This is a genomic window from Streptomyces sp. NPDC055632 (genome assembly GCF_053618675.1).
Map to the genome: position 1 here is coordinate 68845 of NZ_JBSHHY010000029.1, position 26781 is coordinate 95625.

The 26781-nt window shown below is 72.2% G+C and carries 17 protein-coding genes; 10 read left to right on the plus strand and 7 right to left on the minus strand.

Annotation, left to right across the window (positions count from 1 at the left end):
- Positions 1–13: 13 nt before the first annotated feature.
- From ACWGSR_RS28970 to ACWGSR_RS28985, 4 genes are all read right to left on the minus strand, one after another.
- Complete coding sequence (locus tag ACWGSR_RS28970; RefSeq protein ID WP_453570664.1) at positions 14–5527, minus strand: class I SAM-dependent DNA methyltransferase; 5514 nt, start codon at positions 5525–5527, stop codon at positions 14–16.
- A gap of 1 nt (position 5528) precedes the next feature.
- The gene (locus tag ACWGSR_RS28975) at positions 5529–8549 is read right to left on the minus strand and encodes an SNF2-related protein (RefSeq protein ID WP_453570667.1); all 3021 of its coding nucleotides are present in this window, start codon (positions 8547–8549) and stop codon (positions 5529–5531) included.
- A 148-nt stretch (positions 8550–8697) separates the two neighbouring features.
- Positions 8698–9921, minus strand: a complete 1224-nt coding sequence (locus ACWGSR_RS28980) for a serine/threonine-protein kinase (RefSeq protein ID WP_453570670.1) — start codon at positions 9919–9921, stop codon at positions 8698–8700.
- 1090 nt (positions 9922–11011) lie between these two features.
- Positions 11012–11236, minus strand: a complete 225-nt coding sequence (locus ACWGSR_RS28985) for a hypothetical protein (protein WP_453570673.1) — start codon at positions 11234–11236, stop codon at positions 11012–11014.
- A gap of 320 nt (positions 11237–11556) precedes the next feature.
- On the opposite strand from ACWGSR_RS28985, the gene ACWGSR_RS28990 reads away from it, so the two are divergent.
- Positions 11557–12324: a thioesterase II family protein gene (locus ACWGSR_RS28990; protein ID WP_453570676.1), complete on the plus strand. Its 768-nt coding sequence runs from the start codon at positions 11557–11559 to the stop codon at positions 12322–12324.
- Positions 12325–12486: 162 nt separating this feature from the next.
- Here the strand turns inward: ACWGSR_RS28990 and ACWGSR_RS28995 are convergent, their stop codons facing one another.
- Positions 12487–12918: a PPOX class F420-dependent oxidoreductase gene (locus ACWGSR_RS28995; RefSeq protein WP_376236981.1), complete on the minus strand. Its 432-nt coding sequence runs from the start codon at positions 12916–12918 to the stop codon at positions 12487–12489.
- A gap of 516 nt (positions 12919–13434) precedes the next feature.
- Here ACWGSR_RS28995 and ACWGSR_RS29000 point away from each other — a divergent pair.
- From ACWGSR_RS29000 to ACWGSR_RS29020, 5 genes are all read left to right on the plus strand, one after another.
- The gene (locus tag ACWGSR_RS29000; RefSeq protein ID WP_453570681.1) at positions 13435–15528 is read left to right on the plus strand and encodes a HEAT repeat domain-containing protein; all 2094 of its coding nucleotides are present in this window, start codon (positions 13435–13437) and stop codon (positions 15526–15528) included.
- A 134-nt stretch (positions 15529–15662) separates the two neighbouring features.
- Positions 15663–16502: a hypothetical protein gene (locus tag ACWGSR_RS29005; protein WP_453570684.1), complete on the plus strand. Its 840-nt coding sequence runs from the start codon at positions 15663–15665 to the stop codon at positions 16500–16502.
- Positions 16499–17776: an ATP-binding protein gene (locus ACWGSR_RS29010; RefSeq protein ID WP_376236990.1), complete on the plus strand. Its 1278-nt coding sequence runs from the start codon at positions 16499–16501 to the stop codon at positions 17774–17776. The genes ACWGSR_RS29005 and ACWGSR_RS29010 overlap by 4 nt, the downstream gene beginning before the upstream one ends.
- Before the next feature lie 305 nt (positions 17777–18081).
- Positions 18082–19461: an FtsW/RodA/SpoVE family cell cycle protein gene (locus tag ACWGSR_RS29015; protein WP_453570687.1), complete on the plus strand. Its 1380-nt coding sequence runs from the start codon at positions 18082–18084 to the stop codon at positions 19459–19461.
- Positions 19462–19510: 49 nt separating this feature from the next.
- On the plus strand, positions 19511–20986 hold the full coding sequence (locus ACWGSR_RS29020) for a penicillin-binding transpeptidase domain-containing protein (RefSeq protein ID WP_376236996.1): 1476 nt from the start codon (positions 19511–19513) through the stop codon (positions 20984–20986).
- Positions 20987–21127: 141 nt separating this feature from the next.
- Here ACWGSR_RS29020 and ACWGSR_RS29025 read toward each other — a convergent pair whose 3' ends face one another.
- Positions 21128–22261 carry a ferritin-like domain-containing protein gene (locus ACWGSR_RS29025; protein ID WP_453570691.1) on the minus strand — a complete coding sequence of 378 codons (1134 nt, stop codon included), beginning with the start codon at positions 22259–22261 and terminating at the stop codon, positions 21128–21130.
- Positions 22262–22439: 178 nt separating this feature from the next.
- On the opposite strand from ACWGSR_RS29025, the gene ACWGSR_RS29030 reads away from it, so the two are divergent.
- The 4 genes from ACWGSR_RS29030 to ACWGSR_RS29045 all read left to right on the plus strand — a co-directional run bounded on the left by ACWGSR_RS29030 (position 22440) and on the right by ACWGSR_RS29045 (position 26121).
- Complete coding sequence (locus ACWGSR_RS29030) at positions 22440–23375, plus strand: AurF N-oxygenase family protein (protein WP_453570694.1); 936 nt, start codon at positions 22440–22442, stop codon at positions 23373–23375.
- A 169-nt stretch (positions 23376–23544) separates the two neighbouring features.
- The gene (locus ACWGSR_RS29035; protein ID WP_376237005.1) at positions 23545–24267 is read left to right on the plus strand and encodes a TetR/AcrR family transcriptional regulator; all 723 of its coding nucleotides are present in this window, start codon (positions 23545–23547) and stop codon (positions 24265–24267) included.
- A gap of 88 nt (positions 24268–24355) precedes the next feature.
- Positions 24356–24661 carry a hypothetical protein gene (locus tag ACWGSR_RS29040; RefSeq protein ID WP_376237008.1) on the plus strand — a complete coding sequence of 102 codons (306 nt, stop codon included), beginning with the start codon at positions 24356–24358 and terminating at the stop codon, positions 24659–24661.
- A gap of 158 nt (positions 24662–24819) precedes the next feature.
- On the plus strand, positions 24820–26121 hold the full coding sequence (locus tag ACWGSR_RS29045; protein ID WP_453570699.1) for an NlpC/P60 family protein: 1302 nt from the start codon (positions 24820–24822) through the stop codon (positions 26119–26121).
- Between the two features lie 15 nt (positions 26122–26136).
- Here ACWGSR_RS29045 and ACWGSR_RS29050 read toward each other — a convergent pair whose 3' ends face one another.
- Positions 26137–26664, minus strand: a complete 528-nt coding sequence (locus tag ACWGSR_RS29050) for a DUF6584 family protein (protein ID WP_453570702.1) — start codon at positions 26662–26664, stop codon at positions 26137–26139.
- Positions 26665–26781 lie beyond the last annotated feature (117 nt).

Genomic DNA, 26781 nt, shown 5'->3' on the forward strand with positions numbered 1-26781 from the left:
GGGGCACTGCCGTTCACGCCGGGGGAGGCGTCCACTTCCCATGGTCGATCGCCTCCTGAAGCCGCGCGGAGAAGTACGCGTGCGCCGCGCGCATCTCCGCCTCTCGGTCGGCCTTGTAGAAGGGCGCGGTGTAGCCCTCGGGGGGCTCGGGCCGCTCCTTCTTCTGATAGGCGAGGAAGTGCTCGTAGTGCTCCTTGGTCTGGCCGTGCCCGAAGGCGTACGAGTCCTGCGCCAACTGCCGCCCCTTGGCGTCGAACCACATGTTCGACTCACGGTCCGCGAGGATCGCGTACCGCGCCGCGTGGATGGCGATGAGCTCGTCGGCACTCATGCCGAGCCATACCGCCACCAAGGCGTCGATCTCCACGAGGGCGGCACGGCGCTCGTACTCGGTACGGAGCGGGGTGCCGCGCTCCCAGGTCGTCTGGATTCCGCCGGCGAGGGGCACTAGACCGGGCCACTCCACCGCCCAATCCTCGTAGCCCGGCCACCTCATGTCGTACAGCTCGGTCCAGAGCGGCGCGTACGCGTCGGTGAGGCAGTTGAGCCGGAGGGTACGAAGGAGGAGAGGGCCGGAGAGAGGATGGGCAGGATCAGCATGCGGCATCTTCTTGGCTTCAGCCAATTGCAAATCTGAACGCCCAGTAATACGAAGGAGATAATCAAGCGGAAGCGAGGACCAGAAACCAGACGCCAGCGCGGTCGAGCGGTTATCGCTCAACGCGAGCGAGCTCACTGTATTCACGTGGGCGGGACCAGGGGGAACCAGTGCCGCGAACAGACTTCGCTCCGTATTAAACGGAATCATTCGGCGCCAAACTAGACGATAGAAGTGCGTGTACGGCCGAAATAGCCATAGCTGTTGCCGCAACAGTTCCCGTTGCTCTGCCTCAGGCAGCCGCAGTTCGTCCGCCGTCAATACGTCGCTTCGATCTTCCCAATCCTGAAGGCTGGGCTCCCAGTCGACCGCGAGTCGATTTCGGTCCAGCCACCGATCTTGTTCGCCTTCGTACCGCATAAATGAGAATGCTTCAGGGCGAGTATAGTTTGTCCGCGGTACGGCGCTCGAAGGAAGATTTACCAAATCAAAGGCAACCCAGTCGTGATTACCTCGGCACGGCACCATGGGCTGCTTACTTACAGGAGTAGCAATTCCGAAGTGAGGGCCTTGAAGGATGAGTTCTGAAAGCGACGACGGATCGGAGGTGTTCCACGCATAATACCCCTTTCGCTTCCCTTCCGTCTCATGGAATCCCCGACTTACTTGCAGGTCGTGTTCTGAAATTCGCTCCGTAACAGCAGACAAAGCCTTGATCGCCGACTGCTCTGCTGTAGTGATCGGCTGTAGCAGCGCCGCTTGCGCCGCCGGGGTGCTTACATCGCCAGTCAAGCGCTGCCACTCCGCGAGCATGGACTCGTCAACCGTAACGACCCGCGCACGATGGGGGCGGAGATCCCAGCTACCACCGTGCTTCATTCCGGGAACCTCCCCTTCTCCATTGTGAACGAGAGAGGCGACTAGCGGGTCCACGCCGTACAAACGACTCAGGCTATCGAACCTGATTGAACTCTTCGGGGTTCCGTACACATGAATCCCAAACTCCGTATTCCTGCTGGCCTCAAACGCCCAGTTACCAACGTTCACGAACCCAGCATGCAGCCGAAGTCGACGGTACGCGGATTGTCGGATTCTCCCATCCCGCGACCCCCCCAGATGCGTATCTGGGTGGATGAGACCGGCCAGCCCCAATTTTCCGAGATTTCCCCATACACGGCACATGAATGCCCGATACAAATCTGGATGCGTTCCCGTGAGGACTGGATACGTAACCGCTGACCCGAGCCACTCTGCCATCCCAGAAGTGGATGCCAACTCCCGCAAAAAGTACGTCAAGTCCCCAGCTAGGGCCAGCGCTTCTTCCTTTCGCTCACGCCACAACGTTGCAGTTGGCTTCTCCTCCAACTTGAACCACGGATCTAGCTCCGCAAGAACCGCGTCCTCTTCCCATCTCGGACGCACCCACGGCGGATTCCCGACCTGAAGGTCGAACCCGCCCCCCGCCCCCCGGAACACATGCGCGAAGTGCAGCTCCCAGTGGAAGAAGCCGTGGCCGTCCTCCGCCTTTATGTCCTTCTCCGTCGTGCCCGCGATGTCCTCGACCGTGTTCAGCCACGGATAGCGGAACGGCAGCAGCCCTGCCGGGCGCATGCCGAGGAAGCCCTCCAGACGGTCCTCCACGTCCGCGAGCAGTTCCAGCGCCTCGTCGGGGCCCAGCTTCTCGATGCCCGAGAGCAGTGACTGCTCGGGCATGTCGGCCGTGCCGAGGACGGCTTCCAGGAAGTCCAGCCAGTCGCCGAGGCTCTGGAGAGGGACCGTCGTCCGCTCCGGCTCGCGGGCAGCCGGTGCGGCGCGCCGCTTGGTCGCGCTGGACGCCAGGCCCTCGCCCAGTTCCTCCTGCTCTCCGTCCGGGTGGTCGAACAGACCGGTCGCGCGCCACAGTTGTCCTTCGGGCGCAGGGGCCGCCGGCGCGGCGGGGGCCACCGCGCCCATCAGTCCTGGCACCGACGACTCGTCGACGAGCGCGCCGCCCCTCTCGTACTCCGGAGCCGTGCCGTCGAGCAGGCCGACCCGGTCCAACGGCCAGAACCACAGCGCGCACCACGCGTCCATGACCGTCTTCAGGCGCCAGTACGGCGTGCCATAGCGGGTCAGGTCGTCCAGGACCTTCTGCTTGTCGTCCAGCTCCGTCTCCGCCGACTGCTCCAGCCAGTCCGCGCCCCACACGTCCACACGGCGGGACACCGCCCGCTCGGAGAGTTCGAGGCGGGTCGCGACCAGTGACCACAGGAACTCGGCCCGGCGGGCCACCCCCTGGAGGCGGCCCAGTTCGGTCTTGTCGGCCGCCTTGCGCCAGCGGTCGTAGCGCTTCTGCCGGGCCTCGGCGGTCTCGTCGCCACGCTCCTGGAAGGGCTTCGGTCCCTTCGGGGCCTTCTGGACACCCTTGCGCCACTGTCCCAGCGCCTTGGCCTCGTCCTCGGCGAGCTTCTTCGCCTCGGACTCGCCGGCGACCGCGCCCCAGCCGATCGCGGGCAGCAGGAACTGGTGCACCGCGCCCTCGGGTAGCGGGCCGTCACGGAACGGCAGGTCGGTCGGGGGGAGGGTGTTCTTCTTGGCCAGCCATCCGCCGCCGGTGAGGACGTCGGCCTTGTAGACCTTGCGGCCCGCGCCGATGAGCGAGTTGCCGCGCCGCAGGTGGAGGCCGAACCAGGGGGCCCGCATGCCCGGGTGCATGGAGTTGAGCCAGAGGGAGACCTCGGCCAGTTCCACCGCCGTGGCGTTGAGGTCCACGCCGTAGGCGTTGTGCAGGGCGATGTACGCCTTGGTCTTCTGGAGCTCGATCTGCCGCAGCTCGGGATCCACCCGGCGGCCCAGCTCGCGTTCGCGGCGCCGCAGGTACTCGGCGGCCACCTGGTCGATGGCCTCGTTGAGGAAGGCGCCGGAGCCGAGGGCCGGTTCGCAGATCTTCCACTCCAGGAGTTCCTTGGCCGGGGTGGTAGCGCCGTCCTGGTCGAGGCGGTGGCGGAGGGCGAGCTCGACCGTCACCGCGGTGAGAGACTTCGGGGTGTAGTAGGAGGCGGAGGTCTGGCGGTCGCGGCCGGCCAGGCGGTAGACGAAGGAGCCCTCGGGGTGCGTAACCCGCTCCGGGCGGCCGGTCTCCTCGTTCGTCCGCTTGACGAAGACGGCGTCCTCGTAGTCCCCGGCACGGGATTCGGGGACCGTCCAGCTGCCGCCCGAGGGGTCACCGCCCTTGGCGACCTCGTACAGCTTCTCCTCGGCGAGGGAGCCGGTGTAGGACATCAGGCCCTCGTACACCGCGCCGAGCTGGTTGATGCCGAGCTGGGCGTACGAGATGAAGCCGCCGCGCTCCCGTCCTCTGCCCTTGGTGAGCATCAGGCGGCGCAGCACCTTGTGCAGGGTCTCGTTGCGGAGCCGGGTGTCCAGGAAGGGGCGGCGCTTCTCCCCCTCGCCGCCCCGGTAGGCCGGGTTCTCGATCTGCTCGTCCGAGATGAGGCGGACAGCCTCCTTGGTGAACAACTCGGAGCGCAGGGCCTCGAAGCGCAGGCCCGCGCTCGTGGAGCGGGCGGCGGCGCGGCGGGCGCGGTCGGCCTCGCGGACGCGGTCGGTGTACTCGGCCTGGGTGATCGCGCCGTCGGCGAGCATCCTCGCCGCCTCGCTCTCGGCTTCCGCCGCCTCCCGGGCCGCCGCCTCCGCCGCGAGGTCCTCGGGCTCGGTGCCGTAGCGGCGGTGGCCCTTCTCGACCTTCTCGAAGAGCAGCTCGAGCGACTCATAGAGGTGGAATCCGCGCCGGGAGCGCTCGCCGACCAGGTCGCGCAGGACGAGGTCGCCGAGGCGCTGGAGGCCGTAACCCTGCTCGTACTCGGGGTAGTCGGAGGGCAGGATGCCGAGGGTGGGGCTGGCCTCGGCATACAGGAGGAACAGGATGCGGTACAGGTAGCGCAGCGACTCGCGGCTGAGTTCCTTGGCAAGGCGGGCCGGATCGTCCAGGTCGGCCGGGACGACGCCGTTCTGCGGTTCGCGCAGGCGCTCCAGGACTTCGTTGGCGATCCACTCGACGCTCAGGCGCAGGCCCTCGCGGAGTTCGGTGGAGACGCCGACGGCGTGCTTGCCCGACCGGTCGAGGAAGGAGGCGAGCGGCGCGGTGCCACCCTCGGAGGGGACGCGCAGCGAGTCGGCGCCGAACAGCGCGGCCAGGGTGTCGAGTTCGCCGCCGTGGCGGTCGTCGCGGCGGTGCAGGGCCGCGTCGAGGTCGGCCGCCAGATAGCGGCCCTCGGGCCAGGTGAGGCGGTCGGCGAGGACGACGACGCCGCCGACAAGCAGGAGGACGTGGCGCGGGGGCGTCTCGCAGGTGAAGAGGAAGTCGGTGAGGGCCTTGGCGTCCAGGAGGTCGGGCGCCGAGGTCTCCGTCTCCACCGGGTGGAGGAGGCGGCCGGCGTCGTCCGGGTCGAGGGCGGCGTCGGGTTCGGTGGTCCAGCCGCAGGCGACCGCGTACAGGCCGGGCTCGGCGTGGAGGACCTGGACGGCGTACTCGCGGTCGGCGCGGTGGACGGTCACGGTCTGCTCGTGGGCGTCGGTGTAGCCGAGGGCCCGCAGGGTGTCGAGGTGGCTCTCGGTGTACCGCTTCCGCCACCCTTCGGGTTCGAGCGCGTCGGGCCCGGCGAGCGCCGCCGCGTCCTGGGCGAGTGCGGCGCGGCCCGCGAAGTAGGGGCTGTGCAGGGCGCGCAGGCCTTCACGGGGGGTGCGGACGCGCGGCGGTACGGAGTCGGGGCCGAGGCCCTGGCGGGCGGCTTCGGCGACGGCGTCGGCGTGGCGGCGGCGTTCGGTCTCCTCGAAGGCGGCCCAGCGGGTGAGGAGGCCGTCCTTCGCCTTGAGGTCCTTGGGGAGGACCTCGGCGAGGTAGTGCGGCGAGAGGTAGTCGCCGTGGTTGACCAGCGAGTCGTACGTCACGTCAGTTCTCCGCCTGGGCGTGGGACGGGTGGGCGGCGTCGGATGCAGGGGCCGTGGCCGGGGAGGCGCCGTCGGCTCCGGGGGCTCCCGGGCGGTCGAGGACGGCGAGGACCCGCAGCAGCGGGCGACCCGTGGTCCGGAGCTGGTCGAGGAGCCGGGCCAGTTCGTCGGCGGTCTCCTCGACGACACGCTCGCGGCGGCCGGTGACACCGGGTAGCAGGGAGTCGGCGCGCCACCGGGCGACGTGGTTGCGGTAGGTGGCGAGGGGCTCGCTGATCTGCTCCTCCCACTCTGCCCTGCCCGCGTCCAGGTGGTGGCGGGCGGCGGCCACGGCGGCCGGTACGAGGGCTTGGAGCCGATCCAGGTCTCGCGGGTCTCCGGTGCGGGCGAGCCTCGGGCCGACCTTCGCGTCGCGCAGCGCGTCGGCCATGGGGCGCACCTCTGGCGTACCGGTGCCGTCGGGCCGAATGCCGGTCACGGCCATCCAGCGGACCACGGTCGGGCGGCCGAGGGCGTTGGAGTGGATGCCCTGGACGAGGAAGACGGGGCCGTCGACGTGCGGCGTGGTGATGACCGGGGCCTCCTGCCGGCCGAACTCGACCAGGACCTTGTCCGTCAGCCACTCCACCACCGGATGGATGTCGGTGAGGTAGGAGACGTCCGGCCACATGGTGGTGCTGCTGTCCCTGGCCTCGGTGAGCTTGCGCTGCGCGAGGGCCCGGTCGAAGGTGACCAGCATCCGCTCGGCGACCTGCTGTTCCCTGAGGTAGGAGGGCGGCAGGGCCTTGAGACGGTGGAGCAGGTCGGGCGCCAGGGCCGGCGAGAGGGAGAAGTAGGCGCCGCCCTTGGCGTCGGTGCCCGAGGACAGTCCGACCAGATCCTCGGCGCGCTCCTCGTACACTTCGTCGAGGGCGGTGGCGACGAAGTCGGCCGTGTCGCCGTCGAAGAGGGAAATCAGCTCGGCGCGGGCGGGCAGCTCCTGCTCGGTGATCGCGTCCACTTGGCCGAAGAGGTCGGCGAGTGCCGTGTCGTCGGCAGGAGCGGACTCCAGGAACCTCTCGACCGTACCGCCCCTGACCAGCTCCTTGATGAGCCGGCGCTCTTCCTCCTCCACCCGGTAGAGACCGGAGACGGCTTCGGCCGTGCCGTCCAGCTTGTGCGCCTCCTCCTCTCGGAGGAGCAGCTTCTCGGCGACCGTGCGGTCGTCCTTGGCGCCGGGGGTGGACGAGGTGAGGATCAGCGCGTGGAACCGTGGCTCGTGCTTCTGCCCGTACCGGTCGATACGGCCGTTGCGCTGTTCGATGCGGATCAGCGACCACGGGATGTCGTAGTGGACGAGGTGGTGGCACTGCCGGTGCAGGTTGACGCCCTCGGAGGCCACGTCACCGGTGAACAGCAGTCGGACGGGGGTGTCGGCGAGGCCGAACGCCTCCAGGACCTTGCCCTGCTCCTCGTCGCTGAGGCCGCCGTGCATCACGGCCACGGCCTTCGACGTGCCGTCGGGTCCGACCGGGAAGCCCAGGCGGGCGGGAACGGTCTCGGCGAGCCAGGTCAGCGTGCGGACGCGTTCGGAGAAGACCACGGCCCGGACGGGGGAGCGGGGGCCGACGCCGATCTCCTTGAACTGGGCGACGAGTGCGTCGAGCTTGGCGGAGTCACCGGGCGCGGTGCCGTCGCCCATGCCGGCGACGATCTCCCGGAGCCGGGCGAGGGCAGTCTGCTCGACGGCGATGGCCGGGTCGGGCCGCAACCCCTTCTCCTCGGCCTTCCTGACCCGGTCGGTGAGGGAGGCGATGCGGTTGGCGACCGTCTCACCGAGGGCGACGTGCGAGGACAGGAACGTCTTGAGCAGGTTGTAGGCGAAGACCGGCTCGACGGCGACCGAGGCGGGGACCTCATCGGCCGTGCCGAACTCCGTACTCGTCGGCGGGGCGGGGATCCAGTGTTCGGCCAGTTCGGCGAAGACCCGTTCCTCCGCCTCGGTGGCAGCGCATTGGAGGGAGACGGTGGGACCGCGGTCGGGCCATTCGGCGCCCATCTCGTCCCGGACCTCGGGGCTGATCTTGGTGCGCCGGATGTAGAGGTGGCCCAGGTCTTCCGCCGGGTCGTAGTGGTCGCGGTCGGCGATGGCGGCCGGGTCGAGGAGGGAGATCAGGTCGGCGAAGGACCGCTTGTCGCCGTTGTGCGGGGTGGCGCTGGCGAGCAGAAGGGCGTCCGTGCGCGGTGCGAGGATCTCGGCGAGGGCGCGGCGCTGGCTGCCCGGGTTGATCAGGTTGTGGGACTCGTCGATGACGACCGCGTCCCAGCGGATCCGCTCCAGATGGTGCCGGTACTGGCCGATGTTCTTGAGGGTGTCCACGGAGATGATCACGCGCTTGTAGTGCGTGAACGGATTCCTTCCCGCCGGAAGCTCGCGCTGGACGCGCTGGATGCCGAGCGAGTCGAGTCGCACGAGGGGGATGGAGAAGCGGGTCCACAGCTCGTGCTGAAACTGCTCCAGGATGCTCTGCGGCGTCACGACCAGGATGCGCTCGCCACGGCCGCGGCGGATCAGCTCCGCGAGGGTCAGGCCGATCTCCAGGGTCTTGCCGAGACCGACGACGTCGGCAATGAGGACCCGCGGGCGGAGGTTGCGCATGGACAGGGCGAGCTCGGCGGGACGCTGCTGGTAGACGAGCGGGTCGAGGAGGAAGCGGTCGGCGAGGGCGAGGCCCCGCTCCGACTGGGGCAGCGGCGTCTTGCGCAGGACGGCTTCGAGGAACAGGCGGCTGCGCCGGAAGTAGGAGGAGGTGTCGGGAACGAGGACAGTCTTCTCCGGGTCCAGGAGTTCCACCGTGTCGATCCCGCTGAAGAAGACGGCCTCCTCGTCCCGTACGAACTCGGAGACACCGACCGCTTCGATCCTCTCCCCGTCGTGATCGGTCGTGGTGGTGTTGCGGACCAGCCACTCCTCGTCCCGTACGAGGATCTGCGCCCCCGGCGGAAACCGAGTTCCGTCCTGCGTCGCCCCCTGGTCGGTCACTCGCGGCCCCTTCGTCTTCCTGTGCGTCGTGCGCTCTCGCGACCACAAGTCTGTCACGGGGAGGAAGGGGCACGTACGGGACCGCACGAGCGGTCCGCGCCGGGTCGGAAACGGTCTTTCGGAGCGAATGCGGGCGGGCCGCACCGGGTCAGAAACGAGCCTCTCGGGCGTACACCGCGCGGATCCGCTCGGCGATCCTCAAGGGCGCGGTGGGCCGAACAGCGGCCACCCCGTCGCGTCGGCGCGGGCGCATGTCCGGCTCAGAGGGCGCAGTGCCCCGACGGGCGGAGACGTCGGCGGGCAGGTCCTCTTCGCCGGGCTCTCCGTCGGCGGTGTCGTATCCGGTGCCGGGGGCCACCGGAGGGCCGACCCGATCGTCGTCCTCGACCGCCGCTTGGTCGAGCACGGCGGGCGTGTAGGCGGGTGCGCCAGTTCCCGTCGTGGGTTCGGGTGCCGGAGCGGAAAGCTGGGGCACTCTGATCTCGGGGATCAGGTCGGTGAGGCGGCGCTTGGCCTGGAACGCGGTGAGGCCCTGGTCACGGATGACGCTCACCAGCCGTTCGGTGACTTCCGGCAGAGTCGGCCGGGAGCCCGGGTCAAGGGCCAGCATGTCCGTGATCAGCGGTATCAGCTCGTGCGGGGCGTCCGTCAGATCGGGAGGGGTCGCCGGATCCTCGATCTTCAGGGCGACGGCCTGCCACGTCGGCCCCTCGTACGGGTAGTGCCCGGTCGCGGCGAAGAGCAGCACCGCGCCCAGCGCGTAGACGTCGGCGGACCGATCCAACTGTTGCTCGCCCCGGGCCTGCTCCGGCGGCATGCAGAGCACGCTGCCAACGACGAAGCCGGTGGCCGTCAGGGTGGTGCGGCGTTCCGCGAGCACGGCGAGACCGAAGTCGATCAGCTTGGGGCCGTAGGAGGAGAGCAGGATGTTCTGCGGCTTGAGGTCGCGGTGGAGCAGACCCGCGTCGTGGACCGTACCGAGCCCTTCGGCGAGCAGCGCCCCGAGGCTGGCGGTCTCGGCGAGCGGCAGAGGCCCCTGCCCGGCGACCAGGGTGCGCAGATCGGGGCCGGGTACGTACTCCACCGCGAGCCACGGCCGGTCGGCATCCGCGTCGGCGCCGACGAAGGCCGCGACGAAGGGGCCGTAGACGGTACGTAGGCTCTCCACTTCGGACAGGAAGCGTGCCCGGGTGTCCTCGTCGAGCACGGAGGGTTTGATGACCTTCACCGCAGCCTGGTGACCGGCTGCGGACTCACCCAGGAAGACCTGGCCCATGCCGCCGGAGCCGATCCGGCACATGAGCGTGTAGCCCCCGATCTCCTTCGGATCGTCGTCCCTCAGCGGCTCCACGATGTCACGCCTCCCCCTCATGGCCCGCTTCCGCTTTCCGCGCGGTAGACCGTCTCGGACCACTAGGCAGTCTATGCAGGTCCCCTCCCGTCCCCCACCGTCTTCTCCGGTGGTGTCCGTGCTGCCCTTGGTTCGCCGCACGCAGGTTGGTGGAGTAAGCGGCGAAGCCGCCTGATGCACCGAGGCGGCTGCAGCAGTTGCTGCATACCCGGGAGCAGATCGATGGGCTGCTCGTAGGCGCGGTTGCCGGTCTCACAGGTGAGCGGATCGAACAAGCGGCGATAGCCGGCGAGGGTGTCAGCAGGGCGGGCGAACCCGTCATTGGACATGCGGTGCGCCGGCTCAGCCCGTAGGACGGCCTCGGCATCCAGGACGTGATCTCCCGCGTATACCGGCTCGGCATGAAATAAACCCTGGGCAGAAAACAACGCTCCGCAGCCACGCATGCCTCCGTGTCCCTCAGACGCATGCGCCCACTCAAGCCCTATGACGCCTGCCACGCCGCGCCTACAACACAGGGTAGTAAGCGTACAATTACACTTAAATATTCCATTCCACCTTCACGGGACATGCGTGGGACGACGTCACTAACGTAGTGTCAGTTAGGTCGCTGACCTGCGCAAACGCTATAAATGACGACGGCCTCCGGAGCCGTGTGCGCAGGTTCGCATCCTGCCGGGGGCACTTCGCAGGAAGTGCCAAAAGACCCCGTGATCAGCGGAAGCGCTGAGAGCGGGGTCTTGTTGTATGTGCGGGCGAGCGTACGACCGCTGGGTCGGGAGCCCCTTGGTGGGGCGCGGGTGCCGATCGGGGCGTGGCGCTTCGGGGTCGTCCCGGAAACGCGGCGGACCTCGACGTCGGTGGTCCGTCATGGTTCACGGCCAACGCCCCGACCTTCCGTTCGAGTGCGATGACGAGCATGTCGAAGCACGAGTCGTCGGCAGGGACGTACACGAGCGGTTCCGTCGAAACGCCTTCCCTCCCTGTTGTCCGGGCGGGCGTCCTCCGGCCGGTCTCCGCCGGGTGCTTGGAGCTGGCTCCTTCGCGGACAGGACCGGCCCTTTCGTCTCGTCGCCTCCGGGGCGCGCAGCCTCTCGGACGCCGAGGCGGCTTACTCGGAGGCCCGGTAGAGGCTCAGGTTGCCGTTGGCGAACAGGTGGACGTAGCCGCACGACCAACAGATCAGCCCGGTGGCCGACTCGTTCGCCCAGGCCAGGTTGAAGAACTCCATCCCGGTGCTGTTCAGCTTCACCTCGCGCTCCCGGAAGGTGTCGCCCTCGCAGATCAGGCAGCGGATCCTCTTCTCGCCCAGCTGCGCGTGCACGGGCTTGGCCATGGCTCCCCCTCGTCCTCGTTCCGGTCTCGGGGCGGCAGGCCTGTGCGCCGCCCCGTCGCCTCACTCCGGCACGACGACGGGCGCCGGCACATTGCCTGTGATCGGCAGTCCTGGCGAGTGTCCCGTGCCGGGTCGCGCAGGGTTTCACCTGCGGCGACGGTTTCCGGCACGGCCTCCGGCGTCCGGTCGCGCGCCTCCTTCGGAGCCCTCGTCCGGCCCTCGTTCCCGACGGTGGTCGTGAACGATCGGCCGGTGCTCCTACGATGCCTGGCAGCGGTCCGGTGGCCGGGACGCTCGGAGTCGGGTGAGGTGGGGTCTGTATGGGGCGGTCGCGTGATGCCTGGCTGCGGCGTTTTCCCGGGGCGGCGGCGGGCGGGAGCGGGGCGGAGTGGGAGTTGGTGTGCTTTCCCCACGCCGGTGGTTCCGCCTCCTACTGGCGGCCCCTCGCCGTGGCGCTCTCCCCCGCCGTCGACGTGTCGGCCGTGCAGTACCCGGGGCGCCTCGACCGGCTGCGCGAGGCGCCGGTGGAGGACCTCCACCGGCTCGCCGATCTGATCGCGGAGGCGCTGGGGCCGTCGGGCGGGCGTCCCCGGGCGCTGCTCGGGCACAGCATGGGGGCCTCGCTGGCGTACGAGGTCGCCGTGCGGCTCGCCCAGGTGCCCGGCGGCGGGCCGGACCTGCTCGTCGTGTCGGGGCGGCGCGCGCCCGCCGCCGCCCGGTGGCGGGACCGGTACGTTCCGCTCGGTGACGACGAACTCGTGGCGCGCGTGAAGCGGTTGGGAGGGACGGACGCCGCCGTGTTCGACGAGCCCGACCTGCTGGAGCTGGTCCTGCCCGCGCTGCGCGGGGACTACCGCGCCCTCGCCTCGTACGAGGACACCCCGGGCCGGCCGCTGACCTGCCCCGTCGTCGCCCTGGCCGGCGACCGGGACACCGAGGCGACCGTCGAGGAGGTCGGGGCCTGGGGCGAGCACACCTCGGGCGCCTTCCGGCCGCACGTCTTCGAGGGCGGTCACTTCTTCCTCAACGACCACGCCGACGAGGTGGCCGGGCTGGTCCGGGGCCTGCTGTCGGCCCGTACCGGCTGATACGAGGACGCGCCGGGCGCCCGTCGGGGCTTCCGGAACCGTTCGGTCGGGGCCGTGCGATCGACGGGTCCAAGGAGTTCATGCGATCGACGGGCTCAAGGGGTTCATGCGATCGACGGGTCCAAGGGGTTCAGCGGCCCGGCGCGCCGCCGTCTCGGTCCGTCAGTGGATGTCGGCCCCGTACACGCGCTCGACGGTCAGGGTGATGAGGACCCGGCGGTCGGAGACCATCACCGCCCGGTACTCGTCCCAGTCCGGGTGCTCGCCGGCGGCGGCCCGATAGTAGTCGACCAGGGCCTCGACCTCCGGTCCGTGCGGGTCGGTCCCCGGGCCGGTGAGCGTGACGGTGCCCTCGGCGGTGGCCCAGGACATGCCGTCCGGGCCGGTGACCTCGAGCGCGGCCCGGGGGTCCCGTCGCAGGTTCGCCGCCTTGGCGGTTCCGGCGGTGGTCGACACGCGGACGACGTCCGCCGCCCGGTCGTAGGAGGGCTGGACGGGGGAGAGCTGCGGACGCCCGTCCGCCTTGATGGTCGCGAGGACGCCGAGCCGGCTCTCGGCGAGCAGTGCCCTGGGGTCGAAGGATGCGGCAGTCATGGACCGATCATCGGCCGCCCGGTGGTGGGGAAGTCAAGTCAACTCACCCCCGAACGGCGGTACTCGGCCGGACCGCTGCGCCTCTTCGGCACCCGGCGGCCGATCCGCCCGCACCCCGCTCCCCCTGCGCCCGTCCCCGGCCGTCGGCCCCTGCCAAGAGCCCGTTCTCCTCATGGACGACATCACGCCACGTATGGAGCGGTACGGGGAGTTCCCGGCCCCGCTCTTCGCGCCGGAGCGTGCGGGGCGTGTCATGGGGCGCGGACACCGACCGGTCGCGCGGGTGACGAGTGGTCCGGTCGGGGCGGTGGGGAGGAGGCGGCGCGCGGGCGGGCGGGAGCGGGTCTGCAAGAGCGGGCACGCAGGGCAACTGCCTTGCTCCGCAGCGTACATGGCGCAAAGAGAACGGAAGGCGGACCTCCCGCGGGGTGGGTATCGGCGGTACGGCCTTGTTGTCCGTCCTGTGGTGCACACTTGCTGCCTGGTACAGCGCTCACGGGGAAGGCGGCCTGGCACATGCTGACGGGGATCGAGGAGGTCGACTGGGCCTCGCTGGGGCATGCGTACGGCCCCGCGGACGACGTGCCGGAGCTGCTCCGCGGACTCGCCTCCGCCGACCCCGCCGAGCGGGAGACCGCCCTCGACGGCATGTACGGGGCGGTGCACCACCAGGGCGACGTCTACGACTCGACGCTCGCCTGCATCCCCTTCCTCCTCGAACTCGTCGCCGACCCCGGCGTCCAGGACCGCGGCTGCATCGTCGAACTCCTCACCAGCATCGGGGGGATCGAGCTGGACGACGAGGAGGAGATGGGGGAACACCCGGGTGACGACGGGGAGTTCATCCCCGCCGCCAACTACGCCATGGCCGCCGCCGCCATCGCCGCCGGGGCCGACGTCTTCCTCGGCCTCGTCTCGGATCCCGACCCCGAGGTGCGGCTCGCCACGCCGTACGCGCTCGCCTCGCTGCACCCCGAGCCCGCCCGGGTGCTGACCCTGCTGCGGGAGCGGCTCACCGTCGAGCGGGACACCGAGGTGCGGCTCGCGCTGGTGGCCGCCGTCGGGCAGCTCGCCCTGCGGCACGCGTCCCTGCGCGCCGAGACCGTCGACTGGCTCGGCTGGCTCGCCCGGGCCGCCCAGGACCCGGGGCTCCGGCTCGCGGCCCTCGCCCAGCGGGCGCGCTGCGCGCCGTGCGAGATCCCCGAGGACGTCGTGCCGTGGGTGACGGAGCTGCTGGAGGAGATCAGGACCGCGTCCGTCCCCGGCGCCGGGTCCGACACGCCCCGGGGCGCCGCCCCGACGCTCATCGGGCAGGTGCGGGAGCTCCTGGAGGAGCACGCGGCCGGGCGGCCGGCCCCCTGGACCGAGGAGTTGCTGCGGACGCTGCACGCCGCGCTCGACGACCGCGTCGACGACCGGATCGCGCTGGTCCTCGCCCAGCTCCGCAGCCCCGACTGGGGGCAGCGCTCGGACGCGATCTGGCTGTGCGGAGGGCTGATACGGGTCTGGCGCGGGCGGTACGAGGAGGTCGTCCGGCTCGTCGGCGACCAGCTCCACGACCCCGAGCCCCGGCTCCGGGAGGCGGCCGCCTCCTTCCTGGAGCGGCTCTTCGAGCTGGGCGCGCCCGCCGCCGACGCGCTCGCGGCGCGCCTGGCCTCGGCGCCCCCGGGCCCGGCCGGCGGGTACGGCGCCGTCGGACGGTCCGGGCGGGACGGGGCGCTGATCGCCCTCGCCCGTGCCGGGGACGTCCGCGCGGTGCCGCTGATCGCCCGCGCCCTGGAGGAGGGCGAGGTGCGGCGGGAGCTGCTGTACGCCACGGACGGCCTCGGGCCCTCCGCGGCGATGCTCGCCCCCGCGCTCCGGCGCGAACTCGCGCGGGTCGAGCTGGACGAGCGGCTGTACGACCGGGCGGCCCCGCTGCTCCACGCCCTGGCCGCCGTGCGGGGTGCCCAGGCCCTCCCCGAGGTGCTGCGGGTGCTGCGCGGCGCGCCCGCGAACCGGCGCGACCGGGTGCGGGAGGCCGCCCTGCGCGCCCTCGCGGCCTTCGGGCCCGCCGCCCGGGAGGCCGTACCGGAGCTGCGGGGACTCCTGGCCGACGAGTCGGCCGCCGTCTCCACGGCGGCGGCGCGCGCCCTGTGGGCGGCCGAGGAGGGCGTGGCGGAGGTGCTGCCGGTCCTGGAGCGGTGGCTGCGGCCGGAGCTGCCGGGTGCGGACCGGTGCGCCGCCGCGCGGGTGCTCGGCGAGATCGGTCCGGCGGCGGTCGCGGCGGCCCCCGCCCTGCGGCCCGCCCTCGCCTCGCGGGACCCCTGGGTGCGGGTCCGCGCCGCCGGGGCCCTGTGGCGGGTGACCGGGGAGACGGAGGAGGCCCTTCCGGTGCTGCTCGCCGCCTGGGAGGAGAACCGGCACGCGCGCGTGGACATCGCGGAGTGCCTGGCGGAGATGGGCCCCGCCGCCTCGGCGGCCCAGCTGGCCGTGCTCACCGAGCTGACCCGCAGACGCCGACACAACGCCCGCGAGGGCGCCTCGGGCACGCACGACATCCATCTCGACGAGAAGCTCCTCACCCTGTGCCGGGCCGCGCTCGCGCGGATGGAGCGGGGGGCGTACTGAGGGGGACGTACTGAGCGGGACGCGCTGCCGGGCGGAGACCGCAGCCCCAGGTCGAAGGCAAAAAGGACTTCTGCCCGCATAAGGTCTACGGGGAGCGGGACAGCCCGTAGACCGACCGGGGAGCAGGTGGCCACATGGGAGCGCGCGGAGTGCACGTCGCCCTCGGCGTCCTGTGCGCGCTGTGCGTCTCCGTGCTCGCCGGGTGCGGAAGCGCCGGTACGGGCGGGCTGGAGAGCGCCGGGCCCACGAGTCCCGCCGTGGGGCCCGTACGGCTCTGGCCCGATCTGCCGCCCGCCACGAACCCGCCGATCGACTACGGCGAGTCCGACATCCAGCGCGTTCCCGGGATCCGGGTCGCCGACGGCGACGTCCGTTCCGTCGACGCGGTGGAGGTCGTCCGGGCCGAGGTGCGCGCCCGTCCCGACGCGCGCAGCGGCGCGGACGGGCTGTACGAGGAGACCGCCCGGGCGATCGGGGCGTGCGTGAGCGAGCCGGCCTCCTGCCCGGTCATGCGGCCGTACTACCGCGACCTCACCGGTGACGGCCGGGACGAGCTGATCGTCGGGATCCGGATGCCCGAGCAGCAGGTCGCCGTGCGGGTCTACCGCGCCGAGAAGGGCGGGCTCACCCGGATCATGTCCACCGTCGACCAGGTCATCAGCGTGGAGCTGGCCGGCCGCGACCTGATCATGCGGGTCGGGTCGGCCGGCATCCCCGGGTACGAGTACCGCACCGCCTGGTCCTGGGACGAGCGGCAGGGCAGCATGCTGCCCACCCGGGACGAGATCGTCCGGACGGGCCCTTCCGGCGGCAGGTCCCCGGCCGGGCGGGCTTCCGGGCCGGGTTCCGGGTCCGGGGTAGGGGTCAGTTCCGGATCCGAGGCGGAGGCCAGGGCCGGATCCGAGGCCGGTTCCGGGACCGGTTCCTCCGGAACGGCCCCCGCCCCCGTACCCCCTCCGGAGGAGAGTCCGTGAAGGCGCTCCGGCGGCCCGCCTGGACCGCGACCCTCACCTGGAAGGCCGCCGTGTTCATCGCGGTGATGTGCTGCGCCCTCGCCGCGCTGCTCGGCGCGCTCGTGCACGTGTCCGTGACCCGGCAGACCGTGGACGACGCCCGGGAGAAGGCGCTGGTCCGGCTCGGCGAGGTCACCGACCTCTACGAGGCGGGCGAGCCGCTCCCCCGGTTCGCGGGCGTCGACCCGCCGGACCTCCCCGCGCCCCTGCGGGTGCTCGCCCTGCGCGGCGAGCGCGGCACGGTGGTGGCCGACCGCGGGGGCCGGCCCGCGATGTGGGCGGCGGGCCCCGCCGACGGCCGGGCCCTCGCCGTGCGCCTCGACTACACCCAGAGCGCCGGGACGATCGACGCGCTCGGGCGTTCGCTGCTCGGCTCCTCCGCCCTGGCGATCGGCGCGACCCTGCTCGTCGGCGTCTTCGCCGTCACCCGGGTCACGCGCCGGCTGCACCTCACCGCCCAGGTGGCCCGCCGGATCAGCGCCGGCGACCTCGACGCGCGCGTGGACGACCCGAGGACGAAGGACCCCTCCCGGCCCCAGGACGAGGTGGCGACCGTCTCCGGTGCGCTCGACACCATGGCCTCCTCCCTCCAGCGGAAGCTGCAGAGCGAGCAGCGGTTCACCGCCGACGTGGCGCACGAGCTGCGCACCCCGCTGACCGGTCTCACCGCCGCGGCCGAACTGCTGCCGGAGGGGCGCCCCTCGGAGCTCGTACGGGACCGGGTGCGGGCGATGCGCGGGCTCACCGAGGACCTCCTGGAGATCTCGCGGCTCGACGCCCGCAACGAGACCGTGGACCTGGCGGTGCACGAACTCGGCCCGCTGGCCGAACGGGTGGTCCGCGCCTCGGGCACGGAGACGGAGGTGCGGGTCGTCCGGGACGCCGACGTGGAGACGGACCGGCGGCGCCTGGAGCGGGTTCTCGGGAACCTGGTGTCCAACGCCCACCGGCACGGCGCGCGCCCGGTGGTGGTCACGGTGGACGGGCCCGTGGTCTCCGTGCGGGACCACGGGCCGGGGTATCCCGCGTACCTGCTGGAGTCCGGGCCGCAGCGCTTCCGCACCGAGAGCGGGGGCAAGGGGCACGGCCTGGGGCTGACCATCGCGGTGGGGCAGGCCGAGGTGATCGGCGCCGAACTGGTCTTCGCCGAGGCGCCCGGCGGGGGCGCCGAGGCCCGGCTGCGGCTCCCCGAGTACGTACGCCTGGACGACCCCCCGCCGGGGGAGAACGCCTGAGGAGCGCGCCCGAGGACACGCCCGAGGACTCCCGAGGGCAGCGGGGAAGGCCCGAGAGGCGTCACGGGGACGCCCGGGGGCACCCCGAGCGCGTCCAGGGCGTCCGGGGACGCCCGGAGGTACCCGGGGGACGCCCGGAGGTACCCGAGGATGCCCGGAGGCACCCGGGGACGTCCAGAGAGGTACCGGGGACGCCCGGAGACGCCCGGGGGCACCCGAGGACGCCCGGAGGGCCGTGGCAGGAGCGCGGCGGCACACCGGCACACAAAAGGGACATAGCGCATGCCGCTTGCTACGTTGCGGCCATGACCGCACCGCGAACGGACGCGCCCCCGCCCGGGGTCCCCGTCCCGAAGCGCCGCGGCGTGGAACTCTCCCTCCTCGTCTGCGCCGTCCTCATCTCCGTCTACGGCTACGCCGCGGTCGGTCTCGCCCGCGGCGGCGCCGTGCCGCCGGACGCCGCCCGCTACGGGGCCGGACTCGGCCTGCTCGCGCTCGTCGCCCACCTCGCGGTCCGCTTCGGCGCCCCGTACGCCGATCCGCTGCTGCTGCCGATCGCGGTCCTGCTCAACGGCCTCGGCCTGACCCTGATCCACCGGCTCGACCTGGAGACGCCGTACGACCGGGCGGCGACGACCCAGCTGGTCTGGTCGGCCCTCGGGGTGACGCTCTTCATCCTGGTGGTGCTGCTGCTGCGCGACCACCGCACCCTCCAGGGGTACGCGTACGTCTCCGTCGCCGCCGCCCTCGCCCTGATGCTCCTGCCGGTCTTCTTCCCCGCCGTGAACGGCGCCAGGATCTGGATCCGGATCGGCGGGCTCTCCTTCCAGCCGGGCGAGTTCGCCAAGATCCTGCTCGCGGTCTTCTTCGCCGCGTACCTCTCCGCCAACCTCAACGCGCTCGCGTACACCGGCCGCCGGATCTGGAAGTTCCAGTTCCCCTCGGGGCGGGTGCTCGGGCCCGTCGTGGCGATCTGGCTGCTGAGCGTCGGCGTCCTCGTCCTGGAGCGGGACCTCGGCACCTCGCTGCTCTTCTTCGGCCTCTTCGTGATCATGCTGTACGTGGCGACCGGCCGGACCGGCTGGATCGCGGTCGGCCTGGTGCTCGCCTCCGCCGGCGCCTTCCTGGTCGGCTCGCTCGAACCGCACGTCCACAGCCGGGTGCAGGACTGGCTCGACCCCTTCGCCTCGATCCGGGCGGGCGAGGGGCCGGGGCAGCTCGCCCAGTCCCTGTTCGCCTTCGCGGCCGGCGGGATGCTCGGCACGGGGCTCGGCCTCGGCCACTCCGTGCTCATCGGCTTCGCCGCCAAGTCCGACTTCATCCTGGCGACGGCCGGCGAGGAGCTGGGGCTCGTCGGCCTGACCGCGCTCTTCCTGCTGTACGCGCTGTTCGTCGGCCGCGGCTACCGCGCCGGGCTCCTGCTGCGCGACCCCTTCGGGCGGCTCCTCGCGATCGGGCTCGCCTCGATCGTGGCGCTCCAGGTCTTCGTGATCGCGGGCGGGGTGATGGGGCTCATCCCGCTGACCGGCATGGCGATGCCGTTCCTGGCGCAGGGAGGTTCGTCGGTGGTGACCAACTGGGTGATCGTCGCCCTCCTCGTCCGGGTCAGCGACTCGGCACGCGCGCCGCGACCGGAGTCGGCCGACACCGGCGAACTCGCACGGGTCAAGGAGGGCGCCGCGTGACCGGGCGGGTACCGGCACGCGCACTCCGACCCGTCCCCGGAGCCCCCCGGTGATCCGGTACATCCGGCGCGCCGCCGCGCTCTGCCTCCTCCTCCTGGCCGCGCTGCTCGTGAACGCGGGCCGCGTCATGGTCGTCGAGGCCGGGTCGCTCGACGACAACCCGGCCAACCGGCGGATCGCGATCAGCCGGTACGAGCAGCCGCGCGGCGCGATCGTCGTCGACGGGAAGCCGGTGACGGGCTCCCGCGACAGCGGGCAGCAGCTCCGCTGGGAACGGACCTACCGCCAGGGGCCGTTGTACGCGCCGCTGACCGGCCACGCCTCCCAGACGTACGGCACGACGCTCGTCGAGAACGCCGAGGACGCCGTTCTGGCGGGCACGGAGCCGATGCTGGCCCCGCTGCCGCTCCTGAACGGCCTCACCCGGGGCCGGGAACCCGGCGGCGACGTGGTCACCACGATCCGGGCGCCGATGCAGGAGACGGCCTTCCGGGGGCTCGACGGGAAGCGGGGCGCGGTGGTGGCGGTCGAACCGGCCACCGGCCGGATCCTGGCGCTCGTCAGTTCGCCCTCGTACGATCCGGGGGTGCTCTCCGGGACGGGCCCGGGAGTCGAGGAGGCCTGGAAGCGGCTGGACTCCGCGCCGGACCGGCCGATGCTGAACCGGGCGCTGCGGCAGACGTACCCGCCCGGCTCCACGTTCAAGATCGTGACGGCCGCGGCGGCCCTGGACGCGGGCACGGTGCGGGACGTGGACGCGCCGACGGACACCCCGGACCCGTTCGTGCTGCCGGGCACCCGGCAGGTGCTGCCGAACGAGGCGAAGGGCTGCGGCGACGCCTCCCTCGCGTACGCCCTCCAGTGGTCGTGCAACACGGTGATGGCCGGGCTCGGGGTGGAGGTGGGTCTGACGGGGATGGTCGACGCGGTGGAGCGGTTCGGCTTCAACGACACGGCGCTCCGGGTGCCGTCGTGGGTGGCGAAGTCCAACTTCGACCGGGAGATGAGCCCGGACCAGCTCGCGCTGTCGTCGATCGGGCAGTTCGACACGACGGCGACCCCGCTGCAGATGGCGATGGTGGCGGCGGCGGTCGCCAACAACGGCGAGATCGCCCGTCCGCACCTCGTCGACCGCACGACGACCTCCGGCGGCGCGACCGTGGAGCGGACCGCGCGCCGCGCCTACCGGCAGGCGATGAACCCCTCGACGGCGCTCCGGCTCCAGGAGCTGATGGTGCGGGCCGTGGAGGACGGGACGGGGGCGAACGCGGCGATCCCGGGGGCCCGGGTCGGCGGCAAGACCGGCACCGCCCAGCACGGCTTCGGCAACACCGGCACCCCCTACGCCTGGTTCATCGCCTGGGCGCAGGGCGAGGACTCGGCCCGGCCGGCGGTGGCGGTGGCGGTGGTCGTCGAGGACGCGGAGGCCTCCCGTACGGACATCAGCGGGGGCGGCAGCGCGGCACCGGTCGCGAAGGCGGTGATGGAGGAGGCGCTGCGGCTCGAAGCGGAGGGGAGGAGGTAGGACGCGGGCCTCCGCGCGGGGGCTTCCGTCCCACGGTCACTCCGCCGCGCGGCCACCACGTCGCGCGGTCACCCCACCCCACGGTCACCCCGTCCACCCCACCCCACGGTCATCCCGTCGCGCGGTCACCTCACCCCACGGTCACTCCGCGCCCGCCTCGCCGCTCCCCGCCTCGCGGCCTCCCGCCTCGATCGCCGCCGTCACCTCCGCCGCCCGGTCCCGCTCCTCCGCCGCGAAGCGCTCCGCGTCGAGGCGTTCCGCGGCCTCCTCGTCCTGGGCCATCAGCAGGTCCAGGTTGGAGTCGCCGAGGTCGAAGACGCCCATGTCCAGGTAGGCCTTCTGGAGGCGCGGGCCCCACAGGCCGATGTCCTTGACGCAGGGGACGATCCGGCTGAAGAGCAGCTTGCGGAAGAGCCGGAGGAACTCGCTGCGCTCGGTCAGCTCCTCGGCCTCCTTGCGCGCGACGCCGAAGTTCACCAGGACGTCGGTGGCGCGCAGCCGGTCGCGCATCAGGTGGCAGCCCTCGATGACGAACTCCTCGCGCTCGCGGAGCTCGGCGTCCGAGAGCTGCCGGTAGTGGTCGCGCAGGGCCATCCGGCCGAAGGCCACGTGCCGGGCCTCGTCCTGCATCACGTACGCGAGGATCTGCTTCGGCAGCGGCTTGTCGGTGGTGTCGCGGATCATGCCGAAGGCGGCGAGGGCGAGGCCCTCGATGAGGACCTGCATGCCGAGGTAGGGCATGTCCCAGCGGGAGTCGCGCAGGGTGTCGTCGAGGAGGCCCTTGAGGTTGTCGTCGATCGGGTAGAGCATCCCGACCTTCTCGTGGAGGAACCGGCCGTAGATCTCGGCGTGCCGGGCCTCGTCCATGGTCTGGGTGGCCGAGTAGAACTTGGCGTCGAGGTCGGGGACGGACTCGACGATCCGGGCGGCGCAGATCATGGCGCCCTGCTCGCCGTGGAGGAACTGGCTGAACTGCCAGGAGGAGTAGTGGCGGCGCAGCTCGCCCCGGTCCTTCTCGGTCAGCTTGGCCCAGTGGCGGGTGCCGTGGAGGTCCAGGGCCTCGTCCGGGGTGCCGAGCGGGTCGTACGGGTCGACCTCCAGGTCCCAGTCGATGCGGGTGGCGCCGTCCCACTGCTTGTCCTTGCCCTTCCGGTACAGGGCGAGGAGCCGGTCGCGGCCGTCGTCGTAGTCCCAGGAGAAGCGGGCGGCGCCGGCGGCCGGCACGTCCCAGACGGCTCCGTCGGGGGCGTTCGCGTAGAGGTCGTGCGTCGACATGGACGACTCCTTCTGCCGACCGGCTTCGGTCCGACCCCAGCAGGCTCACACGCTGTTGACGGTCCGTCAACAACTCGTACGAGAAGGCGCGCGAAGGATTGACGACTCTGCTGACGAGCAGTCCAATAACGGGTGACCCACGGCAACGCGACGGCGAGCAGCGCGAGGTGTCCCCGCCATGACCCCCTTCACCGAGCCCGACTTCACCCGCTTCCGGGACGCGCTGGGACCGCTGCGCGACCGCGAGCAGGTCGCCGAACGCCTCCTGGAGTCCTCGCGCAGGCACTCCTACGACCCCGACACCGAGCTGGACTGGGACGCGCCCTTCGAGGAGGGCCTGTGGTTCTGGCCGCCCGAGCTGGTCTCCCTCTACGGCACCCCGCTGTGGCGCCGGATGTCCGAGGAGCAGCGGCTCGACCTCTCGCGCCACGAGGCGGCCTCGCTGGCCTCGCTCGGGATCTGGTTCGAGATCATCCTCATGCAGCTGCTCGTCCGGCACGTCTACGACAAGCCGCTGACCAGCCAGCACGTGCGGTACGCGCTGACCGAGATCGCCGACGAGTGCCGGCACTCGATGATGTTCGCCCGGCTGATCCGGCGCGGCGGGACCCCCGAGTACCCGGTGCCGAGGGTCTACCACAACCTCGCGAGGGTCCTGAAGAGCGTCTCCACCACCCCGGGCTCCTTCGCCGCCACGCTGCTCGGCGAGGAGATCCTGGACTGGATGCAGCGCCTGACGTTCCCGGACGAGCGGGTGCAGCCCCTCGTGCGCGGGGTGACGCGGATCCACGTGGTGGAGGAGGCCCGCCACGTGCGGTACGCCCGCGAGGAGCTGCGCCGCCAGATGGTGACCGCTCCGCGCTGGGAGCGGGAGTTCACCCGGCTGAGCTGCGGCGAGGCGGCCCGGGTCTTCTCGGTCTGCTTCGTCAACCCGGGGGTGTACGAGGCGGTGGGCCTGGACCGGCGCGAGGCCGTCGCCCAGGTGCGGGCGAGCGGGCACCGGCGGGAGGTCATGCAGGCGGGCGCCAAGCGGCTGACGGACTTCCTCGACGACGTGGGGCTGCTGCGGGGGCCGGGACGGCGGCTGTGGAGGTCGTCGGGACTGCTGGCGTGAGGGGGTCCTGCGGGGCCTGCGGGTCTTGTGGGTTCTGCCGGTCCTGCCGGTCCTGCCGGTCATGCGGGTCCTACGGGTCCTGCCGGTCATGCGAGCCCCACCGGTCATGCCGGCCCCGGGAACCGGACCGCGCGCCCCGCCGGGAAGGCGCGCGGTTACGCTGCGGAGCATGACGAGTCCCGCCACGCCCGCGTACCGCAGGCTCAGCGTCGAGGAGCGGCGCGGCCAGCTCCTCGAAGCGGCCCTGGGGCTCTTCGCCCACCGGACGCCCGAGGACGTCTCGCTCGACGACGTCGCCGAGGCGGCCGGCGTCTCGCGGCCCCTCGTCTACCGGTACTTCCCCGGCGGCAAGCAGCAGCTGTACGAGGCCGCCCTGCGCTCCTCCGCCGACGCCCTGAACCACTGCTTCGCCGAGCCGCTCGCCGGACCGCCCACGGAGCGGCTCGGCCGGGTGCTCGACCGCTACCTGGCCTTCGTCGACGAGTACGACGCCGGGTTCAGCGCGCTGCTGCGCGGCGGCAGCGTCGTCGAGACCCCGCAGACCACCGCGATCGTGGACGAGGTGCGGCGGGCCGGCGCCGAGCAGATCCTCCTCCACCTCGGGGTGGAGCGGCCGGGCCTCCGGCTGGGGATGCTGGTCCGGACGTGGATCGCCGCCGTGGAGGCCGCCTCGCTCATCTGGCTGGGCGAGGAGAAGCAGCCCCCGGCAGCGGAGCTGCGCGACTGGATGGTGGACCACCTGGTCGCCCTGCTGACCGCGACGGCGGCGGGCGACGAGGAGACGATGGCGGTCGTCCGGCGGCTGCTCGCCCAGGAGACGGCCGAGGGGCCGGTGGCGGCCCTGGCCCGCCGGGTGATCCCGGTGGTGAGCGAGGCGGCCCACCTGCTGTGAGCCGTGGGCGGGGACGGTGGGCCCCGTACGCGGGGGCCCGTCGCGGGACGGTGAACCCGTCACGGGCGCGGCGGGAGAGACTGGAGGGGTGAGAAGCGAGAACACCCCCTTCCGCGGCGGCCCCCTGGACGGCCGGGTCCTGCCGATCCTGCTCGGCCCGACCGGCCACCCGCCGAAGTGGTACGAGGTCCCGGTCCCGGCGCACGACGGGAACCCGCCGACGGTGTACGCCTACCGGCGCGAGCCCGCCGGCTACACGAAGCGGCTCGGGCTCCAGCGCGGCTGGGTGTACGAGTACGCCCCCGGGGGACGGGAGCGGCGCGAGCTGAAGTGGCCGTGGTCGAAGCCGGGCGGGGGCTCCGGGGGTTCCGGCGGCTCCGGTCCGACCGGATGAGACCCGCTGGATGAGGCCGTCCGGATGAGACCGTCCGGATGAGACTGGCCGGATGGGTCCGACCGGATGGGGCCGACCGGGTGAGGGCGCCGGACGCGCCCCCGTTCGTACGGTAATCGGATGAAGTGAACCGTCATCATCCCCGTGGAGGTGGTGACGTGTCACGAAGGCTGCTGCGCACGGTCTGCACGGGAGCGCTCGCCGCGCTGACGGCGCTCACGGGGGCGGTCCCGGCGGGCGCCGACCCGGCGGACCCGCCCACGGAGCCTCCGGCCCAGGCCCCGGTCGCCCGGCCGGACCCGGAGCTGGAACCGGTGGGTCCGGTGGACCCGAAGGTCCCCGAGGCTCCCGTACCGGCCGCTCCCACCGCTCCGGAAGACACGGAAGACCCGGAAGACCCGGAACCCGAAGACGACGCCGCCGCCCTCGCGCCCCCCGGCGGGACCTCCGTCACCGGCCTGCTCACGCGCCTGCGCACGCTCTACCGGCAGGCCGAGGAGGCCACCGAGCGCTACAACGCCGCCAAGGAGGCGCTGAAGCTCCAGACCGCCGACACGCAGAGGCTCGCGGCCCGGCTCACCGGCGCGCGGGCGGCCCTCGACCGGGAGCGCGCCGAGGCCGGACGGATCGCCCGGGAGCAGTACCAGGGGAGGTCGGAGCTCTCCTCGTACCTGGACGTGCTCTTCGCCCCGGACGCGCGGGCGGCCATGGACCGGGAGCGGCTGGCGGCCCGGGCGGGGCGGGACCGGGCCGGTGCCGTCGCCCGGCTCGAAGGGGCGGCCCGGCGGGCGGACGCGCTCACGAGCACCTCCCGCAAGGCCCTGGACCGGCAGCGGCGGCTCGCCGCCGAACAGCGCACCCGGCGCGACGAGGTCCGAAAGAAGCTGCGGGAGGTGGAGAAGCTGCTCGCCGGCCTCTCCCCGACCCAGCTCACCCGGCTCACGGAACTGGAGCGGGCGCAGACCGCGGGCGCCCAGCGCGAACTGCTGGGCTCCGGGGTCCTGGACGGCCCGCGCACCCCGTCCCGGGCGGGCGGGGAGGCCCTGAGGTTCGCGGTGGGGCAGATCGGCAAGCCGTACGAATGGGGGGCGGAGGGCCCGGACGCGTACGACTGCTCGGGGCTGACGCAGCGGGCGTGGGCGGCGGCGGGCCGGAGGATCCCCCGGACCAGCCAGGAGCAATGGGCGACGCTCCCCCGGGTCCCCCTCGCGAAGTTGCGCCCCGGGGACCTGGTGGTCTACTTCCCGGGCGCGACGCACGTGGCGGTCTACCTGGGCGAGGGGCTGGTGGTCCAGGCCCCGCGCCCCGGCGCGAAGGTGAAGGTCTCCCCGGTCGCGGCGAACCCGCTGCTCGGAGCGGTGCGCCCGGACCCGGACGGAACGGCCCTGGCCTCGTACACCCCGCCGGACCTGCCGGAGGGCGCGAGGGCGGGCGGGGACGGGGGCTTCGACCACACCTGAACGCTGGTCGGAGGCTCAGTCCAGGATCGTGACGACCCCGACCACCCAGATCGCCAGGTGCAGCAGGACCCCCACCGCGCACCCGCCGCCCATCAGCACGCCCTTGAACGTCCAGCCACCGGTTTCCAGCGGGGGGTTTCCGTACGCCCGCTCCTCGTACGAGGCGGGATCGTCCCAGTCGACCGGCCGCCCCAGCTCCCCGGCGCGGGCGGCCCGCACCGCCGCCAACCGCCCCCGGGCGAACGCGGTGGCGGCGAGCGCCTCGGGCCCGCGCCAGGCGAGGGCCTTCATCCGCCGCGCGGGAGACCCGTACCGCTCCTCGAACGCGACCGTCTCGTCCTCCCGCCGGTCCTCTTCGAGGTACATCCAGCGCCCGGCCTCCGCCGCGTCCCCGTACAGCCGGTACACCTCGGCGAGCCGGCGGCGCAGGGTCAGGTCGCACGGAAAGGACGAGACGAGCCCACGCAGCCGCTGACGCGCCATCGGCACCCGCCCGGCGGCCAGGTCCGCGTCCACGCGGGCGAGGGTGTTCGAAAGAGACATGCCCGCATGATCGAACGGAACGGGCCAGTAGCATAAACAAAACTCACGCTACCGACCAAAACAGAGGTTTAGTTATCTCAGGGCGCCGTCACAATAAAAACATCTGGGCGGCCGGGC

Excerpts from the sequence above, each read along its gene's own strand:
- ACWGSR_RS28995 (WP_376236981.1), bottom strand. The coding sequence starts at position 12,918 with ATGACTGCCGCATCCTTCGACCCCAGGGCACTGCTCGCCGAGAGCCGG.
- ACWGSR_RS29025 (WP_453570691.1), bottom strand. The coding sequence starts at position 22,261 with ATGTCGACGCACGACCTCTACGCGAACGCCCCCGACGGAGCCGTCTGG.
- ACWGSR_RS29030 (WP_453570694.1), top strand. The coding sequence starts at position 22,440 with ATGACCCCCTTCACCGAGCCCGACTTCACCCGCTTCCGGGACGCGCTG.
- ACWGSR_RS28985 (WP_453570673.1), bottom strand. The coding sequence starts at position 11,236 with ATGGCCAAGCCCGTGCACGCGCAGCTGGGCGAGAAGAGGATCCGCTGC.
- ACWGSR_RS28980 (WP_453570670.1), bottom strand. The coding sequence starts at position 9,921 with ATGAGGGGGAGGCGTGACATCGTGGAGCCGCTGAGGGACGACGATCCG.
- ACWGSR_RS29050 (WP_453570702.1), bottom strand. The coding sequence starts at position 26,664 with ATGTCTCTTTCGAACACCCTCGCCCGCGTGGACGCGGACCTGGCCGCC.
- ACWGSR_RS29000 (WP_453570681.1), top strand. The coding sequence starts at position 13,435 with ATGCTGACGGGGATCGAGGAGGTCGACTGGGCCTCGCTGGGGCATGCG.
- ACWGSR_RS28990 (WP_453570676.1), top strand. The coding sequence starts at position 11,557 with ATGGGGCGGTCGCGTGATGCCTGGCTGCGGCGTTTTCCCGGGGCGGCG.
- ACWGSR_RS29005 (WP_453570684.1), top strand. The coding sequence starts at position 15,663 with ATGGGAGCGCGCGGAGTGCACGTCGCCCTCGGCGTCCTGTGCGCGCTG.
- ACWGSR_RS29035 (WP_376237005.1), top strand. The coding sequence starts at position 23,545 with ATGACGAGTCCCGCCACGCCCGCGTACCGCAGGCTCAGCGTCGAGGAG.
- ACWGSR_RS29015 (WP_453570687.1), top strand. The coding sequence starts at position 18,082 with ATGACCGCACCGCGAACGGACGCGCCCCCGCCCGGGGTCCCCGTCCCG.